The organism is Cetobacterium sp. 2A, assembly GCF_014250685.1.
In the GTDB taxonomy this organism is placed as follows: Bacteria; Fusobacteriota; Fusobacteriia; order Fusobacteriales; family Fusobacteriaceae; genus Cetobacterium.
In genome coordinates this window covers 26,275-45,630 of record NZ_JACFAJ010000009.1, presented here as the reverse complement: position 1 = coordinate 45,630, position 19,356 = coordinate 26,275, and the positions used below count along the sequence as shown (strand labels likewise).

Sequence of the window (19,356 nt, the reverse complement as noted above, 5' to 3'; positions counted from 1 at the left end):
ACTACTATATAGTTTCAAGTGTTCAAAGACATTTGAATATTGATTGGCAACGATAGCTATGAGGGTACACCCAGTAACATTTCGAACCTGGAAGTTAAGCTCATACACGCTGAAAGTACTTGGGGGGCAGCCCCCTGGGAGGATAAGTAGTTGCCAATCTTAAAAAAGTGCTTCTTTAGCTCAGTTGGTAGAGCACACGACTGTTAATCGTGTTGTCGCTGGTTCGAGCCCAGCAAGAAGCGCCATTTTTTTATTTTTTGGAAAAATAATATATAAAAACTTTGATTTATTTTTATAAATATAGTATATAATAAATTATCATACAATATTATAATAAAATAGGAGGAGTTTTAATGGGACCGTATATCGGAGGATTGAGCCAGTTTGATTTATTAAAAAATGATATAGAATTAAATACAGAACTTCCAATACTTTTAGCTTTATATAATGATGGGAATCCATACTGGTTTACAATGGAAGAAATTGAGGATAGAATTACAATTTTAGATGATGAGATTACTGAGAATATGGTTGATAAATTGGTGAATAAAGGAATAGTACTTGAGGATAGTTTTTTAGAAGAGGGATTAGATGAAACTATGGAACAGTCTATTTATGCATTGGATTTAGATGTTATTAGAACTGAAATAGAAGAAGAATATTTAATAAATAAAAATAAGAAAATTGACTTCATAGCTGGCGATAAATTGAATATATTGGTAGAAGATGAAGATATTCAAGTAATTCCAGATTTTTGTTGTGAAGAGGATATTCCAGCTTACGTAAGATATGCTGTAGAAATTAAAATAAGAGGACCTCTTACTTTAAAAGAGCTATGTACATTAGAAGATGAATCAGAAGATGATATTTATTATATAATAAACAATTTTAAATATATAAAAGAAGGTATAGATTTAGGAATCTTATCTTATGTAGAATGAAAAAAGAGTATAACTGATTATAATCAGTTGTACTCTTTTTTTAATAAATATCTAGTTATTTCGTGAATAATTTTAAAATATTCTTTTATTAATGAAGAATAAAATTTGTTGGAATAAGTTTTAGTATATATTCCATCAATTGGAACTTCTAAAAAATTTGCAATTAATTTACTTCTAAAAATATGATAATCATTTGAAACAACTGCTACTCTACTATTTTTTTTTATTAATTTAAAAGAAAATTTTAGATTTTCATATGTCGATGTTGATTTATTTTCTAAAATAATTTGTTCTTTTTTTATATTGTTTTTTATAAGGTAGTTTCTCATAACTTCTGCTTCTGATATCTTTTCATTATAATTTTTTCCACCCGAAACAATTATTTTAACATTTGGGTATTTATGTGTATAATTGATAGCTGTATCTAAACGATGTTTTAAAACTTGACTAGGTTCAAAATTATTTAATTTTGCTCCAAGTATTATAATATAATCTTCCTCTTTGTGTCTTTTAGAATATTTGTAGATATCATGTATTATAAATGTTTCAATCAATATAAAAGGAAGTATAAAAAAAAGTATAAAAAATCCTACAATATTATTTTTTATTTTCATGACTAACTCCTCTTAAAATAGAGTGTCTACAATTGGAAGCATTGCAGCTCCAATAGAATTTGGGCATTGCTCAAATTCTGAAAATTGAATTGTTTCTTTTCCTCTCAAAAAAATATTATCATTGTAGATACAGTTTAATAGTTTATCTTTAATGATATGATTATGCTTACAAATTTTACCACTGATTATTAATTTTTCTGGATTTGAAAAAAAGATTAAATTTTTAATTCCTCTAGCTAAATATTTTATATAATTTTCAATTATTTCATTTCCTTGTTTTGATTCTAGATATTCACTTAAAAAAATATCGTCATATTTTTTAATTAAAGGAAACTTATTTTTAAACTTTTGTAATAAAATATCATCAGAGATATATTTGCCCCAACATCCACTATCACCACATTCACACTCTTCTCCGTTCATATCAATTGTCATATGTGCAACTCTTCCAGCTTTAAAATGAAAGCCCTCATAATAATTTTCTTGATTAAAAATTCCAATTCCAATAGTTTCTTGTATAGTTAAAACTATAAAATCTTCACACTTTTCTCCAATCCCCATAAACTTTTCAACGATTGCTACTAAATTAGACTCGTTTTCTATGAAAACTTTCATTTTAAATTTTTCTTCAATAGATTCAATAATTGAGAAATCTAATTTAAGACGTATTCCTATTTCAATTTTTTTATTAATTGTATCTAAAACACCAGGAATAGAAATCCCAATTCCAATAATTTTTGGAATTATTTCTTTAGAAATTGATCCTATAAATTCTTCTAGTTCTTCAAATAATCTTAGTGTGAGAGTATCTATATTGAAAGTTTCCTTAATACAAGTTTCTTTTATATTTATTCCTTTTTCATTAGTTAAAATAATATGAATTTTCTTCATATTTATTACCACGCCTATTGAGTAACAAAAATTTTTATTTAAAGAATAATTTTGGGCTTTTCTACCGGATTTACCACCAATTTTAAGACTTTTATTTATTATGTTATCTTTTAAATATTTTTCTAAAACATTTTTAACAGTTGGAAAACTTATATTTAAAGTGTTTGATATATCTACAGCGTTTAAGTCCTCCTCTTTTTTATATATATAATTAAAAATTTTTTTTTCATTACTTTCTTTAATTTTTTTTTGATACATATTTATGCTCTCCTTAAATTATTTTATTATTAAAATACTTTAATAATGATTATAGGGAAATATTACCCTTTGTTTATTTGTGTGTCAATATTTAAATATATAGTAATAGCAATCATTTAATATATATATTTGAAAATAGTTAGATTTAATTGTAATAAGTAAATTAGAAAATCAAAATTTTAAAATTGAGTATTCTTAAAATGATTTTGATAATTTTATAAACTAGGAGGATTTAAAAAATGATAAATAAAGAAATTTATGATTCGATGTCAATTAAACTTGAAGCATCTGATATTCCAAAAGAGTCTCTTAAATTTGATCCTAAAATAAGAAGAGCTCCAAAAAGAGTTGTTCATTTAGAAGATGATGAGGTAGTTCTAGCTTTGAAAAATGCTTTAAGATATATTCCAGAAGAGTTTCATCATGAATTAGCTCCTGAATTTTTAGAAGAACTTCAAAATCATGGAAGGATTTATGGGTTTAGATTTCGTCCAAAAGGAAACATATATGGGAAACCAATATTTGAGTATGAAGGGAAATGTACAGATGCTAAAGCTGTTCAGGTAATGATAGACAATAATTTAGATTTCGATATTGCTTTATATCCATATGAACTTGTTACTTATGGTGAAACTGGACAAGTTTGTCAAAACTGGATGCAGTATAGACTTATAAAAAAATATTTAGAGAATATGAATGATAATCAAACTCTAGTTGTTGCTTCTGGTCATCCTACTGGATTGTTTAAATCAAAACCGTCAGCTCCGAGAGTAATTATTACAAATGCTTTGATGATTGGAGGCTTTGATGATTATGATAACTGGGCAAGAGCAGCAGCTTTAGGAGTAGCAAATTATGGTCAAATGACAGCAGGTGGATGGATGTATATAGGTCCGCAAGGAATTGTTCACGGAACATATTCTACAATTTTAAATGCTGGAAGATTATTTTGTGGAGTACCTGAAGACGGAGACTTATCTGGAAAATTATTTGTTACATCTGGATTAGGAGGAATGAGTGGAGCTCAAGGAAAGGCAACTGTTATTGCAAAAGGAGTATCTATAATAGCCGAAGTTGACCTATCAAGAATTCACACTAGACTTGAACAAGGATGGATAAATAAAATTGCTAATACTCCTGAGGAAGCTTTTAAATTAGCTAAAGAGAAACAGGAACAAAAAATTCCATTTGCTATTGCGTATCATGGAAATATAGTTGATTTATTAGAATATGCTGACAAAACAAATCAAAAGATAGATTTACTTTCAGATCAAACATCTTGCCATGCAGTATATGATGGAGGATACTGTCCTGCTGGAATAACTTTTGAAGAAAGAACAAGACTTTTAGCAGAAGATAGAGTCACTTTTAATAGACTTGTAGATGAAACTTTAAGAAGACATTATAATGTAATTAAAAATCTTGTAGACAAGAAGACTTATTTCTTTGACTATGGAAATAGTTTTTTAAAATCATTATATGATATAGGAATTAAAGAAATATCTAAAAATGGAAGAGATGATAAAGGTGGATTTATATTTCCATCATATGTAGAAGATATTTTAGGACCCGAACTTTTTGACTATGGATATGGACCTTTTAGATGGGTTTGTCTATCAGGAAAAAAAGAAGATTTATTAAAAACTGACAAGGCTGCTCTTGATTTGGTTAATCCAAATAGAAGATATCAAGATAGAGATAATTATATGTGGATTAAAGATGCCGATATAAATGGTTTGGTTGTTGGAACTCAGGCCAGAATATTTTATCAAGATGCAATGAGTAGAACTGCTATAGCTCTTAAATTTAATGAAATGGTACGTAATGGGGAAATTGGTCCTGTTATGTTAGGGCGTGACCATCATGATGTATCTGGTACAGATTCTCCTTTTAGAGAAACTTCAAATATAAAAGATGGAAGTAATATTATGGCAGATATGGCAACTCAATGTTTTGCTGGAAATGCAGCCCGTGGAATGACAATGATTGCTTTACATAATGGTGGTGGAGTTGGAATTGGAAAATCTATTAATGGCGGATTTGGAATGGTACTTGATGGAAGTGAAAGAGTAGATGAAATTTTAAAACAAGCTATGCCTTGGGATGTAATGGGTGGAGTTGCTAGAAGAGCATGGGCTAGAAATATAAATTCTATCAATACATCTATCGAATTCAATAATAATAACAGAGAGACCGATCATATTACTTTACCTTATATAGCAGACGATGAATATATTAATAGTTTAATCTATACAAAAAAATAATAGGGGGATTTTATGAAAACAGATATTCAAATAGCTCAAGAATCGAAATTATTAAAAATTGTAGATGTAGCAAAAAAATTGAACCTTGAGGATGATGATTTTGAAGTTTACGGAAAATATAAAGCCAAATTGAATCTTTCTCTATTACAAAAACTTAATGATAAAAAGGATGGAAAGCTTATTCTTGTTACAGCAATTACTCCTACACCAGCAGGAGAGGGAAAATCTACTGTTACTGTAGGTCTTACTCAAGCTCTAAATAGATTAGGTAAAAAATCTATCGCAGCTTTAAGAGAACCTTCTTTAGGTCCTGTATTTGGAATGAAAGGAGGAGCTACTGGAGGTGGATATTCTCAAGTTGTTCCTATGGAAGACATAAATCTTCATTTCACAGGAGATTTCCATGCTATTGGAGTTGCACATAATCTTGTATCAGCTTGTATTGATAATCATATAACTCAGGGAAATAAATTAGGTATAGATGTTACTAAAATTACTTGGAAAAGAGTAATGGATATGAACGATAGAAATCTTAGAAATATTGTTATTGGACTTGGCGGAAAAGCGAATGGTTATCCAAGACAGGATTCATTCCAAATAACAGTTGCTTCTGAAATTATGGCAACACTTTGTCTTTCAAATTCACTTTCTGAATTGAAAGAAAAAATTGGAGATATGGTATTTGGATATAGTTATTCAGATGAGGCTCTTAGAATAAAAGATCTTAAAATATCTGGGGCAGTTACTGCTCTATTAAAAGAAGCTATAAAGCCAAACTTAGTTCAAACATTAGAAAATACACCGGTACTTATTCATGGTGGACCATTTGCTAATATAGCACATGGATGTAATTCGATTCTAGCTACTAAATTAGCTTTAAAACTTTCAGATTATGCTGTCACTGAAGCTGGATTTGCGGCTGACTTAGGAGCAGAAAAGTTTTTAGATATTAAATGTAGACTGGGAAATTTAACTCCAAATTGTGTAGTAATAGTTGCAACAGTTAGAGCTCTAAAGCATCACGGTGGAACAAAAGATTTAAATGTTGAAAACCTAGAAGCTTTAAATAAGGGACTTGCTAACTTAGATAAACATATTGAAAATATGAATAAATTTGGACTTCCTGTTGTTGTAGCTATAAATAAATTTACAACAGATACTCCAGCTGAAATAGAAATGATAACAAAACATTGCGAAAGTTTAGGTGCGCCAGTTGCCCTGTGTGATGTTTGGGCAAAAGGTGGAGAAGGTGGAGAAGAACTTGCAAAACTTGTTTTAGAAAAAATAGAGAGCGGAGTAGATAACTATAAGCCTCTGTATGAACTTGAGATGCCAATTAAAGAAAAGATAGAGAAAATATGTAAAGATATATACGGAGCAGACGCGGTTACATTCTCAGGTCCAGCTTCAAAGATGATATCAAAACTAGAGACAATGGGATATGGTGAGTTGCCAATTTGTATGTCAAAGACACAAAAGTCAATTTCAGACAATCCAGCACTGATAGGAAGACCATCTAATTTCACTGTAAAGATAGATGAGATAAAACTAGCAGCAGGAGCAGGGTTTATTATAGCTATGGCAGGTGGAATAATAGATATGCCAGGATTACCAAAAGTTCCAGCGGCAGAGCTTATAGATATAGATGAAAATGGAGTAATCTCAGGATTATTTTAAAAAACAAAGGGATTCTAGAGTGAATAACTCTAAAATCCCTTTTATATTGTAAATAAAATAGCTACCGATAAAGATGACCGTTAAAAAAAATTTTTATTTTTTTAATAATTGTTTTAAATAAACTTAGATAATTTGTAGTTTTATAATTTTTATTTGAGTAAGAGGTATTTTTTATGATTGTAGATTTTTTTTTTGATACAATAGTTTCCATCTCATTTTTAATTCTTTCATAATCAGTCATAAAATCACTCCCACTTTATGTTTACTTTATATTCATTATTGCTTATTTTTACTTTATAAAGTGAGTTTTTCCTTTTAGTATTTAACAAAATTATTTAATTCTTGATTTTTCAAGTATTTCAATAACTTTTTTTGAGGTTTCAAAACTATTTATATCTGATTCTAGCTTTTTATTTTCAATTAGATTTATGAATTCTCCTAATTCATAAACCATACTATTTTCAGACTGTTCGATACTTATATCTTCAATATTTCCATCTAAATAGTGAATTGATACTTCACGTAGATTTGAAATACTATTAATAACTATGCTACCAAGTTCTCCTTGAATTTCATTTGGAATAAAACTTTGAGTAATTTTTGAATGCATAACAGTAGCAATCATGTCATCATACTTTAAAACAATTGTTCCTAAACCTTCAACCCCAGAGCTTAATTTAATATTTGCAGAATAGGTATCATTAGGTTGTCCAAATAGAGAAATACAGAAGTATAAAGGATAAATACCAATATCTAGTGCTGATCCACCTCCAAACTCTGGATTAAAAATATTAGTTAATTTTCCTCCCTTTAAATCATCATATCTTGAAGAATATTGACAAAAGTTCCCTGTAAAAGCTCTAATTTTTCCAATTTTATGTAGATTTTTTTTGATAGAAAAGAAATTTGGAGTTAGAGTTGTTTTCATGGCTTCCATTAAAGTGACACCGTTATCTTTTGATGCTTTATACATTCTATTTACATCCTTAGCTGTTGTAGCTAGAGGTTTTTCACAAAGAACATGTTTTTTTCCTTTCATCATAAGAATTGCTTGATTAGCATGTAAAGAATTAGGACTTGCAATATATACCATGTCTATTGAATCAGAATTAGCCATTTCATCTAGAGAAGTATAGTAATGTTCAATATTATATTTTTCTCCGAATTTTTTTCCTTTTTCTAAGCTTCTGGAATAGATAGCTTCTATTTTACAATCTTCCATCATTTGAACAGCTTCAATAAACTGATGACTTATTTTGCTAGTTCCAATTATTCCTATTCTTATCATATTTTACCTCCGGATTTATGAGTTGCAATTAATTATTACCATATAAATTATAATTATTCAAGTGTTTCATAAAAATGATATTTTTATATGTGTTTACTTATAATGCGTTTTATTTTAAAACATTTAAAACTTTATCAGATAAAAATAAAAATTAACAATAAAATTAAAGGTTAACTTGGCAAAAAAATAATAATTTAACTGTTGACTTTGAAAAAAGTGTACGCTATAATTTTATTGTAAACGGTTACAACCGAAAGATTAAAGAGGTAATTGAAAATGACTATTAAAGATATTGCAAAAGAACTTGGATTATCTGTTGCTACAGTCTCTAGAGTTCTTAATAAACACAAGAATGTGAGTTTTGAAACTCGTAAAAAAGTTCAAGATCTCATGGATGAAACGATGTACACTCCAAATGCAATAGCTAGAAATTTATCAAATCAAAATAATAAAACAATAGCGGTATTAGTACCCAATATAAGTAATCCATTCTTTGCAGATCTTATCAATATAATTTGTAAATATTTTTATAAAGTTGGATACGGAATAACTTTATATAATACATCTGAAGATTTGTGTATAGAAGAAGCATCTATAAAAAAAATATTAGAACAGAGAGTTAGTGGTGTGGTAGCAATTTTGATGAAAAGTAAATATGTAAAAAATCCACTAGATACTTTAGAAAGATTTCATATTCCTTGTGTACTTTTAGATAGAGAACTTGAAGATAGTGACATGCCAGGTGTTTTTATTGATAATATTAAAGGAGCATATGATATTACAAAAAAACTAATAACTGAAGGACATAAAGATATTGCAATAATAACTGGAGATTTAAATTTAAAAACAGCAAAGGATCGTTTGAAAGGCTATGAAAAGGCTCATCGTGAAATTGGATTAGATATTAACTCTAAAAATATTTATATAGGTGATTTTACACTGGATAGTGGATATAATGCTGCTTGTAAAATTTTAGAAACTAATTCGACAGCTATATTTGCTTGTAATAACGTAATGCTTGTTGGAGTTTTAAAATTATTAACAGAAAAAAATAAACATTTAAGATTAGCTTGTTTTGAATCATTAGATATATTAAATATTTTAAATTATAATGTACTTTCGTGTAATATTCCACTGGAAGAAATGGGGAAGGAAGTCTTTGAAATACTAAAAAATAAAACGAAAGACAGAATCTATATAGAACCTGTTATGAGAGGATGAAATAAATGAAAAAAATTGTTGTTGTTGGAAGTATAAATATGGATTTAGTAACAATTTGTGAAAGAGCACCGAGAGAGGGAGAAACTCTATTAGGAAAGGAATTTTTACAGATACCTGGTGGTAAAGGGGCTAATCAAGCAGTTACAATGGGAAAATTAAAAAGTTCTGTAACAATGTTAGGAAAAGTCGGAAAAGATTCAATGGGCGAAACTTTATTAAATTCTATGAAAAATGACGGCGTGGATATATCTAATATTGAAAAGGCAAATTGTTCAACTGGGATAGCTAAAATAATCGTAGAAGATAATGGTCAGAATAGAATTTTAGTAGTTCCTGGAGCGAATTTTTCTGTAGACACTCAATATATTAAGGACCATATAAATATAATAGAAGATTCAGACATAGTAGTTACACAGTTAGAAATTCCTATGGAAACAGTAAAATATACATTAAAAGTAGCTAAGGAATTGGGAAAAACAACTATTTTAAATCCAGCACCTGCAGTTAAATTGGATCAAGAAATAATATCAAATTCAGATTTTATTATTCCTAACGAAACAGAACTTGAAATATTAACTGGAGTGAATACAGATACTGAAGAATCTGTAGTGAAAGCTGCGAATATCTTACTGGATATGGGTGTAAAAGGTCTTATAGTTACATTGGGAAGTAAAGGTTGCATGTATATAAGTAAAACTGAAAAAAAGATTTTCCCTGCTTTTAAGGTTAAAGCCATCGATACAACTGCGGCTGGAGATAGTTTTATAGGAGGACTTGTTAACGGATTATCTAATGGTCTTAGTTTGGAAGAATCTATAAAAAGAGGAACAACAGTGGCAGCAATATCAGTTACAAGAAGAGGAGCTCAAACTTCTTTACCAACTCTTGATGAAGTTTTAAATTTTGGAGGAGACAAATAATGAAAAAAGGAAGACTATTAAATAGCGAAATATCTTATGAAATAGCAAAAATTGGTCATACATCTCATATAACTGTATGTGATGCGGGGCTTCCAATTCCTAAAGATGTTAAGAGAATTGATTTAGCAATAGAAAAAGGATATCCTGAATTTATAAAAACTTTAGATTCAGTATTGAGTGAAATGATGGTTGAGGAGATAGTTTTAGCAGAAGAAATTTCTACTGTAAATCCTAAAATTCTAAAAGAAATTTTAGATCTATTTGCTTCTTATAATATGAATCCTAAAATAACTTGGGTATCTCATGAAAACTTTAAGCTGATAACTAAAGAAAGTGAAGCTATTGTAAGAACAGGAGAATGTACTCCTTATGCAAATATAATTTTAAAATCAGGTGTAGTATTCTAAAAGTACAAGGAGTGTCAATGAAAAAAGAAATAGTTTTAGAGATGAAAGATATTGTAAAAACATTTCCAGGAGTTAAAGCTTTAGATGGAGCATCTTTAAATATTTATAGAGGAAGAGTTATGGCTTTAATGGGTGAAAACGGAGCCGGAAAATCAACTCTTATGAAAATAATGACAGGAATATATTCCAAAGATTCTGGAGTTATAAAATATAAAGGTAAAGATATAGCTTTTAAAGGGTCTAAAGACTCTCAAGATGCGGGTATTGCAATTATACATCAAGAACTGAATCTTATTCCATATTTAAGTATCACAGAAAATATTTTTCTTGGAAGAGAAAAAACAAACAATCTTGGAAAAATTGATTGGAATGTGATGCATGAAGAAGCTAGAGAAATTTTAGATTTGCTTAACGTAGCTGATGATGAAAAATCTTTAGTGAAAAATTTAACTATTGGTAAAATGCAGATGATAGAAATTGCTAAAGCTCTTTCTCAAAATGCAAAAGTAATAGTTATGGATGAACCAACTGATGCTCTTACAGATAAAGAAACAGAGAGTTTATTTAAAGTTATAAAAGGTTTAGTAAGTGAAGGAAAGTCTATTGTATATATTTCTCATAGATTAAAGGAAATTCCACAAATTTGTGATGATATTACTATTATGAGAGATGGGAAGTTTATATCTGAATCAGAAGTAAATAAAATAGATGAAAATTATATAATAGAAAAGATGGTAGGAAGAACATTAACAGAACAATTCCCAAGGGTTATTGTTGAAGCAGGAGAAACAGTTTTAAAAGTAGAGAATCTTTGCGGAGGGTATGTTAAAGACGCAAGTTTTGATATTAAAAAAGGAGAAATCCTTGGAATAGCAGGCCTTATGGGAGCTGGAAGAAGTGAACTTGTAAAGACAATTTATGGATACTATAAAAAGCAATCAGGGAATATTTATATCGATGGGAAGCTTCAGAATATAAAATCGCCAGAAGATGGAGTTAAAGCTGGTATTGCATATGTTTCAGAAGATAGAAAGGGAGACGGATTGGTTTTAGGGCTGAGTGTTAAAGATAATATGACGCTTTCATCTTTAGATTTCTTCTCGACTTTATTTGGTTTAAATAAAAATAAAGAAAAGTTATCTGTAAAGGAATATATTGAAAAATTTAGAATAAAAACTCCTTCTGATGATCAAATAATAAAAAATCTTAGTGGTGGTAATCAGCAAAAAGTAGCAATTGCCAAAGCACTAATGACTAATCCTAAAATTTTAATTTTAGATGAACCAACTAGAGGAGTAGATGTTGGAGCTAAAAAAGAAATTTATGATGTTATAAATGATTTGAAGAAGAAAGGAATGAGTATTATTATGATTTCCTCTGAAATGCCCGAAGTAATGGGATTAAGTGATAGAATAATTGTATTACATGAAAATAGTATCACAGGAGAACTTAATTTTAATGATGCAACTCAAGAAAAAATAATGAGATATGCAGTAGGAGTGAAATAATGATAAAAAAAATATGGAATAATAAACCTCTAATAGGATTAATTATATTTTCAATTATAGTTTCTATATTAAATCCTAGATTCTTATCTATAAATAACCTGTTGAATGTTCTTAGACAAACTTCAGTTAACTCTGTAATAGCTATTGGAATGACTTTAGTTATTTTAACAGGTGGAATAGACTTATCTGTAGGATCAATATTAGCTTTAACAGGAGCTTTTTGTGCTAGTTTGATATCAATGGGTGTTACGCCCGTTATAGCTATAATAATAGCTCTTTTAATGGGATTAGTATTTGGATTATTCAACGGATTTTTAATATCTGTTGCAAAATTACAACCGTTTATAGTAACTTTGGTTACGATGACTTTATTAAGAGGAGCTACTTTAGTATTTACAGATGGAAAGCCAATTCCTGTTAGAAATGGTGGAGATTTATTTGATAATATTGGTGGGGGTTATTTATTTAATGTACCAATTCCAATTTATATTATGATTCTTTTATTCGTTGGAGGATATTACTTATTAAACCATACGAAATTTGGAAGATATATCTATGCAATAGGTGGAAATGAAGAAGCTACAAAACTTTCTGGAATAAATACGGCTAAATTTAAAACTATGGTTTATGGAGTATGTGGATTACTTTCAGCATTAGCTGGAATTGTTGTGACTTCTAGATTAGGTTCAGCTCAGCCTACAGCTGGATCAGGATATGAATTGGATGCAATCGCCGCTGTTGTACTGGGTGGGACATCTTTATCTGGAGGATACGGAAGAATTACTGGAACTGCTTTAGGTGCGGTAATTATTGGAGTTTTGGGGAACGCTCTTAATTTATTGGATGTTTCTTCATATTATCAAATGATGATAAAAGCTGCAGTAATATTAGTTGCTGTATTAATAGATAAGAAGTCTCATAAATAAATTTGTAACTAACATAAAAGGAGTGATTTTTAATGAAAAAGCAATTTAAGTTTTTAGCATTAACAGTGGTAACCTTAGGAATGTTCTCAGTTGGCAATATAGTTGAAGCTGCAACTAAAGTAGGTCTTGTTGTTTCAACACAAGATAATCCTTTCTTTGTTACTTTAAAAGAAGGAGCAGTTAATAAGGCAAAAGAATTAGGATATGAGATTGTTGTTTTAGATTCTCAAAATGATCCGTCAAAAGAATTAGGAAATGTTGAAGATTTATTGGTTAAAGGAATAGATGTACTTTTAATAAATCCAACTGATTCAGATGCAGTTGTTTCAGCGGTAAAAGCTGCAAATAGAAGTAAAGTTCCAGTTGTAACACTTGATAGAGGAGCTAACGGTGGAAAAGTTGTTTCACATATAGCTTCTGATAATGTGGCTGGAGGAAAAATGGCTGGAGAATTTATAGTAAGCCAGTTAAATGGAAAAGGAAAAGTTGTTGAATTAGAAGGAATTCCTGGAACAACAGCAGCAAGAGATAGAGGAAATGGATTCAATGAGGCAGCAAAAGGAAAGCTAGATATTGTTGCGAGACAAGCAGCAGATTTCGATAGAACTAAAGGTCTTACAGTTATGGAAAATATACTTCAAGCTCAACCTGAAGTTAATGCTGTTTTTGCACATAATGATGAGATGGCTTTAGGAGCTGTAAGAGCTTTAGAAGCAGCAGGGAAATCGAATGTTATAATAGTTGGATTTGATGCCACTGAAGATGCTGTAAAGGCTGTTAAAGAAGGAAAAATGGCTGCAACAGTTGCTCAAAAGCCTTCTGATATTGGTGCTAAAGGAGTAGAAATAGCAGGTAAAATAATGAATAAAGAAACTGTTCCAAATAATGTTCCAGTAGAACTTGAGTTAATAACTAAGTAGTTTATAAATTTTCATCATGATAAAAAAATTTACAAAGAAAATAAATTATGATAAAATATTAAAAAATTACGAAGAAAATAAAGCTAATGAATAGAAAAATAAAGGTCTGAGTGCTTACTAAATTTATTGGTATTTAACTTAGATCTTTTTTTTATAAAAATTTAAAAAAGGGGGATAAAATGACAGTTTTATTAAACACAGTAGTTAATGGAACGAATGACATTATATGGGGGTATATACTAATTGCAATGCTTCTGTCTATTGGTCTTTATTTTAGTTTAAAGACTAAATTTGCTCAACTTGTTCACATGCCTCATATGTTTCAATTGCTTGGGGAAGGAGCAAAAAACAAAGGTAAAGGAGTCTCATCATTTCAGGCATTTTGTATAAGTACAGCTTCAAGAGTTGGAACTGGAAACTTAGCAGGTGTTGCTATAGCTATTGCATCAGGAGGACCGGGGGCAGTTTTTTGGATGTGGCTAATAGCAATTATAGGGGGAGCATCAAGTTTTGTTGAAAGTACGTTGGCACAAGTTTACAAAATAAAAGATGGAGATTCATATAGAGGTGGACCAGCTTATTATATGGAAAAAGCATTAAATAAAAAATGGATGGGTGTTGTTTTCTCAATTCTTATAACAATAGCATTTGGACTTATATTTAATTCTGTTCAGTCAAATACTATTTCTTTAGCATTTGAAGGAGCGTTTGGAATTGATAGAACTTCTACAGGGATAGCTCTTGGAGTATTCACAGCAATTATAATTTTTGGTGGAGTAAAAAGAATAGCTAATTTTAGTGGAATTGTGGTTCCAATAATGGCTATGGCATATATATTTATATCTTTATTTGTAGTAGTAAAAAATATTCATTTAGTTCCACAAGTATTTGGAGATATCATGAGCCATGCTTTTGGATTTAGACAAATAGTTGGTGGAGGACTTGGAGCTGCTATTATGACAGGTGTAAAAAGAGGATTATTTTCTAACGAGGCTGGAATGGGAAGTGCTCCTAATGCGGCAGCAACAGCTGAGACAACTCATCCAGTTAAACAAGGATTTATACAAACTTTAGGAGTATTTACAGATACAATTTTAATTTGTTCTTGTACTGCATTTATGGTTTTAGTTTCAGGTGCACATCAAATGGAAGGATTAACTGGAATCCAACTTACTCAAGCAGCTTTAAGTTCACAGGTAGGAAATTGGGGAAATACATTTATAGCTATATGTATTTTACTTTTTGCCTTCAGTTCAATAATTGGAAACTATTATTATGGTGAAACTAATATAGAGTTTTTAACAAAAGAAAAAATTTGGTTACATATATATAGAGTGACAGTAATTGGAATGGTAGTATTTGGATCTGTTGGTGAAATGGTACTAATTTGGAATATGGCTGATTTATTTATGGGTCTTATGGCGATTTTAAATCTGATTGCTATAGTTCTTCTTGGAAAAGTTGCCTTCGATGCGTTAGAGCATTATTTAGATCAAAAGAGACAAGGATTAGAGCCTTCATTCCACAGAGAAAGTATAGAATTACCATATTCTGAAAAAATTGAATGCTGGGAAACAAAATAATTTATAAAAAAATTTGATATTTGAAAAAAATTATAGTATTATTGTAGAGATTAGTTTTGCTATTTAGTTCTAAGGAGGAATATATATGAGTAAAATAGTTGTCGTTGGGGCAAACCATGCAGGAACAGCTGCAATAAATACAATTTTAGATAATTATCATGATGAAAATGTAGTAGTTTTTGATAAAAATTCAAATATTAGTTTTTTAGGTTGTGGTATGGCACTTTGGATTGGGAAACAGATATCAGGACCTGATGGCTTGTTTTATTCCTCTGAAGAAAAACTAAAATGCAAAGGAGCAAAAATCCATATGGAAACTGATGTTTTTCATATAGATTTTGATAACCAGATTGTATCTGCTAGAGATAAAAATGGAGAAATTATAAATGAATCTTATGATAAACTTATTCTTTCAACTGGTTCTCTTCCTATAGAAATGAATATCCCTGGAAAAGATTTAGAGAATGTTCAGTTTGTCAAACTTTATCAAAATGCAGAAGAAGTTATTAAAAAACTTGAAAATAAAGAGATTGAAAATATAGTAGTAGTAGGAGCTGGATATATTGGTGTTGAATTGGCTGAAGCTTTCAAACGTTGTGGAAAAAATGTGGAGCTTGTCGATTTGAGTGATAGTTGTCTTACTGGATATTATGATAAATTATTTAGAGGTATGATGACACAAAATCTTATAGATAATGGAATAAATGTTAATTTTGGAGAGAAAGTTCTGGAATTAAAAGGTAAAACTAAAGTTGAAGAGGTTGTAACTGATAAACATACCTATAAAGCTGATATGGTTATTTTAGCAGTTGGTTTTAAACCTAACACTTGCCTTGGAAAAGACGATTTAAAATTATTTAAAAATGGAGCTTATGAAGTTGATTTAACACAAAAAACAAGTAGAGATAATGTTTATGCTATAGGAGATTGTGCAACTGTCTATGATAACTCAATACAAGCTACTAACTATATAGCATTGGCAACGAACGCAGTACGTTCAGGAATTATAGCTGCTAATAATGCGTGTGGGACTCATCTTGAGAGTGTTGGAGTACAAGGGTCAAATGGAATTTCAATATTTGGACTTAATATGGTTTCAACCGGTCTTACATTTGAAAAAGCTATTAAGCTTGGATTTAATGCAGCTGAAACAACATATACTGATTTCCAAAAACCTGGATTTATAGAACATGATAACTATAAAGTTACAATTAGAATAGTTTATGATTTAGATACAAGAAGAGTTCTTGGGGCTCAGATTGCTTCTAAGCAGGATATATCAATGGGTATTCATATGTTTTCTCTTGCAATCGAAGAAAAAGTTACGATTGATAAATTGAAATTATTAGATATATTTTTCTTACCTCATTTCAACCAACCATACAATTACATAACGATGGCAGCATTATCTGCTAAATAAAAAGTTATTTGAGAGAGACAATTATTGTCTCTCTTTTTTAAATTAAAACAACAATAATTATAATTATTGCAATGATAGCTAATCCAATCTTTATAACTGGTGAAAGATCATTAAACCAACTTTTCATTAGAATACCACCTTTAAATTTGATAACTTATTAATATCTTATTTTGGAATGATTTATTTTTTCCTTTTTAATAATAATATTTTATTGACATTAAGATTCTTTAGATGTATAATCTAGAACAATAAAATTGAATAAAAACAAATCGGATGAAGGTATAGGGAGAGAGTTATTAAGGTAACCACCGAAGAAGTAAATCTTTCAGGTACAAAGGACCTATATTGGACGAGCCTCTGGAGAGACTCAATGAGCACCGAAGGAGCAAAACTAAGTGTATATATACACTTGGACTAAACTCTCAGGTAAAAGGACAGAGGAATTATACAGTTATAAAACTGGGTATTTTTAAATACTCTTTTTTGTGTAATTCTCTTTTTTAATTTCCAGAAGGTATATTTTATATACCTTCTTTTTTTATTCAATTAATTTTAAAAGGGAGTGGTATCTATGCATCAAATCGTATCAGCTGTAAATGAAATTCTTTGGGGAAGTCTAATGATTGGCCTACTTTTAGGAACTGGTATTTATTTTACATTCAAGCTAAATTTCATACAAGTACGAAAATTTAAAGAGGGTATAAAAAAGGTAACAGGTGGAATAAAATTAAATGGAGCCGCAGCAGATGAAAATGGAATGTCTTCGTTTCAATCTTTAGCAACAGCAATTGCTGCACAAGTTGGAACAGGTAATCTGGCGGGAGCCGCAACAGCAATTGCTGCAGGAGGACCAGGGGCTATATTTTGGATGTGGGTAAGTGCATTCTTTGGAATGGCAACAATTTATGCTGAGGCTGTTCTAGGACAGCTATTTAAAACTAGATTGGATGGGAATGTAACGGGAGGACCGGCTTATTATATACATAAAGGATTAGGAAATAATAAATTTTCAAAGTTTTTAGCAGTATTTTTTTCAGTAGCCTGTATATTAGCTCTTGGTTTTATGGGAAATGCTGTTCAAGCAAACTCCATAGCTGCAGCATTTGAAAATGCTTTTGGAGCATCTCCTGTATTAATTGGTTTAATGGTTGCGGTTCTTAGTGGATTTGTTTTTTTTGGTGGAGTAAAAAGAATAGCCTCTGTTACCGAAAAAATAGTTCCAATAATGGCTGGATTATATATAGTAGCATGTGTAATAGTACTTATTTTAAATTATAAAGATGTTTTACCAGCGATACAATCAATATTTGTTGAAGCTTTTTCGCCAAAAGCTGTTGTTGGAGGAGCTATAGGTGTATCAATTAAAAAGTCAGTAAGATATGGAGTTGCAAGAGGATTATTTTCAAATGAATCAGGAATGGGATCTACACCTCATGCTCACGCTATAGCAAAAGTTAACCATCCCGCTGAACAAGGTATAGTTGCTATAGTAACTGTATTTATAGATACATTCATAGTATTAACATGTACAGCTTTAGTAATTATGAGTTCAAAAGTATCTCCAGAAATAGGGACAGGAATTGTATTAACACAGGGAGCTTTTGAAACAACTTTAGGAGTATTTGGAAAGGGATTTGTTGCAATTTGCTTATTATTCTTCGCTTTTTCTACAATTATTGGATGGTATTTCTTTGGAGAGTCAAATGTAAGATATCTTTTTAAAGGAGAAAGAAGTATTAATATTTATAGAGTTTTGGTAATGATTTTAATAGTTGTGGGATCAACAATGAAAGTTAACTTAGTGTGGGAACTATCTGACTTATTCAATGGTCTCATGGTTTTTCCAAATTTAATAGCTCTTGTTGCTCTTAGTAGTTTAGTTAAAAATACAATGAATGAGTACGAAGGAATAAAAGACGAGAAAAACTTATCTTTTTTTAAAGAAAAATATTTAGTATAAAAAATGATTTTTATAAGGTTTCTTGTATATCATAAAAAATAGATATATTTTTAGGAAGAGACTTCTTTATTTTATGGAAGGGAGAGAGGATTAATATGAAAAAAATTGAATTAATAGAAAAATACTTTTCTTCGAATGCGATTATAAAAATAAAGAATACTGAAAAAAATAAATTTATTGAACTAAAAAATTCAACAGAAAATTTAAAAAGTGTTATAGAAAAAAAAGTTGAATTTTGGATGAAAGAAAATAATGGAAATATAATTAGAAGAGCATTTTTCTCACAAACTTTAAATAACATAACAGATGAAAAAATGATAGAGATATTATTTTTAGATGGAAATATAAAGTATTCTGAAAATATATTTTTTAAAAAAACATTATTTGGTGAAGAAGTAGACTCTTTTTTTAAAGCTATGTTATTAGTGAAAGAAGTTCCAATTTTTCTTTTTGAAAATAACGGGAAAGTATATTTAGATAATTGCGATACAGAGTTAGAATGTGTGAATCTAGAAACAAATTTTCCCTATGTTGAAATTATTACCAAGTAAAAATGTA

Annotated in this window: 17 protein-coding genes, 1 tRNA gene, 1 rRNA gene and 1 riboswitch; of the genes, 15 read left to right on the top strand and 4 right to left on the bottom strand. The window is 29.6% G+C overall.

What is annotated here, in order from left to right:
- Nucleotides 1-42: 42 nt before the first annotated feature.
- The 3 genes from rrf (at nucleotide 43) to H3N56_RS10665 (ending at nucleotide 941) form a co-directional block, all read left to right on the top strand.
- A 5S ribosomal RNA gene (gene rrf, locus H3N56_RS10675) occupies nucleotides 43-159 on the top strand.
- A gap of 10 nt (nucleotides 160-169) precedes the next feature.
- A tRNA-Asn gene (locus tag H3N56_RS10670) sits at nucleotides 170-245 on the top strand.
- Between the two features lie 108 nt (nucleotides 246-353).
- Nucleotides 354-941, top strand: a complete 588-nt coding sequence (locus H3N56_RS10665; protein ID WP_185881183.1) for a hypothetical protein — start codon at nucleotides 354-356, stop codon at nucleotides 939-941.
- 23 nt (nucleotides 942-964) lie between these two features.
- Here H3N56_RS10665 and H3N56_RS10660 read toward each other — a convergent pair whose 3' ends face one another.
- Both H3N56_RS10660 and H3N56_RS10655 read right to left on the bottom strand, forming a co-directional pair.
- The gene (locus tag H3N56_RS10660; protein ID WP_185881182.1) at nucleotides 965-1,555 is read right to left on the bottom strand and encodes a YdcF family protein; all 591 of its coding nucleotides are present in this window, start codon (nucleotides 1,553-1,555) and stop codon (nucleotides 965-967) included.
- A 12-nt stretch (nucleotides 1,556-1,567) separates the two neighbouring features.
- A complete protein-coding gene (locus H3N56_RS10655) occupies nucleotides 1,568-2,704 on the bottom strand; it encodes an ROK family protein (protein WP_185881181.1) in 1,137 nt (378 codons plus the stop codon).
- 239 nt (nucleotides 2,705-2,943) lie between these two features.
- Here H3N56_RS10655 and H3N56_RS10650 point away from each other — a divergent pair, with 239 nt between their 5' ends.
- Both H3N56_RS10650 and H3N56_RS10645 read left to right on the top strand, forming a co-directional pair.
- Complete coding sequence (locus H3N56_RS10650) at nucleotides 2,944-4,968, top strand: urocanate hydratase (RefSeq protein ID WP_185881180.1); 2,025 nt, start codon at nucleotides 2,944-2,946, stop codon at nucleotides 4,966-4,968.
- A gap of 12 nt (nucleotides 4,969-4,980) precedes the next feature.
- Complete coding sequence (locus H3N56_RS10645; protein ID WP_185880185.1) at nucleotides 4,981-6,645, top strand: formate--tetrahydrofolate ligase; 1,665 nt, start codon at nucleotides 4,981-4,983, stop codon at nucleotides 6,643-6,645.
- A gap of 61 nt (nucleotides 6,646-6,706) precedes the next feature.
- Here the strand turns inward: H3N56_RS10645 and H3N56_RS10640 are convergent, their stop codons facing one another.
- Together H3N56_RS10640 and H3N56_RS10635 are read right to left on the bottom strand one after the other, a co-directional pair.
- Nucleotides 6,707-6,886 carry a hypothetical protein gene (locus tag H3N56_RS10640; protein WP_185881179.1) on the bottom strand — a complete coding sequence of 60 codons (180 nt, stop codon included), beginning with the start codon at nucleotides 6,884-6,886 and terminating at the stop codon, nucleotides 6,707-6,709.
- A 90-nt stretch (nucleotides 6,887-6,976) separates the two neighbouring features.
- Nucleotides 6,977-7,933, bottom strand: a complete 957-nt coding sequence (locus H3N56_RS10635; RefSeq protein ID WP_185881178.1) for a Gfo/Idh/MocA family protein — start codon at nucleotides 7,931-7,933, stop codon at nucleotides 6,977-6,979.
- A 276-nt stretch (nucleotides 7,934-8,209) separates the two neighbouring features.
- Here H3N56_RS10635 and H3N56_RS10630 point away from each other — a divergent pair, with 276 nt between their 5' ends.
- From H3N56_RS10630 to H3N56_RS10585, 10 genes are all read left to right on the top strand, one after another.
- Nucleotides 8,210-9,154, top strand: a complete 945-nt coding sequence (locus H3N56_RS10630; RefSeq protein WP_185881177.1) for a LacI family DNA-binding transcriptional regulator — start codon at nucleotides 8,210-8,212, stop codon at nucleotides 9,152-9,154.
- Between the two features lie 5 nt (nucleotides 9,155-9,159).
- The gene (gene rbsK, locus H3N56_RS10625; RefSeq protein WP_185881176.1) at nucleotides 9,160-10,074 is read left to right on the top strand and encodes a ribokinase; all 915 of its coding nucleotides are present in this window, start codon (nucleotides 9,160-9,162) and stop codon (nucleotides 10,072-10,074) included.
- On the top strand, nucleotides 10,074-10,481 hold the full coding sequence (rbsD, locus tag H3N56_RS10620) for a D-ribose pyranase (RefSeq protein WP_185881175.1): 408 nt from the start codon (nucleotides 10,074-10,076) through the stop codon (nucleotides 10,479-10,481). The genes rbsK and rbsD overlap by 1 nt, the downstream gene beginning before the upstream one ends.
- A 17-nt stretch (nucleotides 10,482-10,498) precedes the next feature.
- Nucleotides 10,499-11,989: a ribose ABC transporter ATP-binding protein RbsA gene (gene rbsA / locus H3N56_RS10615; RefSeq protein WP_185881174.1), complete on the top strand. Its 1,491-nt coding sequence runs from the start codon at nucleotides 10,499-10,501 to the stop codon at nucleotides 11,987-11,989.
- Complete coding sequence (rbsC, locus tag H3N56_RS10610) at nucleotides 11,989-12,915, top strand: ribose ABC transporter permease (RefSeq protein WP_185881173.1); 927 nt, start codon at nucleotides 11,989-11,991, stop codon at nucleotides 12,913-12,915. Before rbsA ends, rbsC begins: the two co-directional genes overlap by 1 nt.
- Before the next feature lie 32 nt (nucleotides 12,916-12,947).
- Nucleotides 12,948-13,835, top strand: coding sequence for a ribose ABC transporter substrate-binding protein RbsB (rbsB, locus tag H3N56_RS10605; RefSeq protein ID WP_185881172.1), 888 nt, complete (start codon nucleotides 12,948-12,950; stop codon nucleotides 13,833-13,835).
- A gap of 179 nt (nucleotides 13,836-14,014) precedes the next feature.
- Entirely contained in the window at nucleotides 14,015-15,418 is a 1,404-nt protein-coding gene (locus tag H3N56_RS10600) for a sodium:alanine symporter family protein (protein ID WP_185881171.1), read from the top strand.
- A gap of 85 nt (nucleotides 15,419-15,503) precedes the next feature.
- The gene (nox, locus tag H3N56_RS10595; RefSeq protein ID WP_185881170.1) at nucleotides 15,504-16,838 is read left to right on the top strand and encodes a H2O-forming NADH oxidase; all 1,335 of its coding nucleotides are present in this window, start codon (nucleotides 15,504-15,506) and stop codon (nucleotides 16,836-16,838) included.
- A gap of 347 nt (nucleotides 16,839-17,185) precedes the next feature.
- Nucleotides 17,186-17,286, top strand: a riboswitch (glycine riboswitch).
- A gap of 123 nt (nucleotides 17,287-17,409) precedes the next feature.
- A complete protein-coding gene (locus tag H3N56_RS10590; RefSeq protein WP_185881169.1) occupies nucleotides 17,410-18,798 on the top strand; it encodes a sodium:alanine symporter family protein in 1,389 nt (462 codons plus the stop codon).
- Between the two features lie 95 nt (nucleotides 18,799-18,893).
- Entirely contained in the window at nucleotides 18,894-19,349 is a 456-nt protein-coding gene (locus H3N56_RS10585) for a hypothetical protein (RefSeq protein WP_185881168.1), read from the top strand.
- Nucleotides 19,350-19,356: the final 7 nt, after the last annotated feature.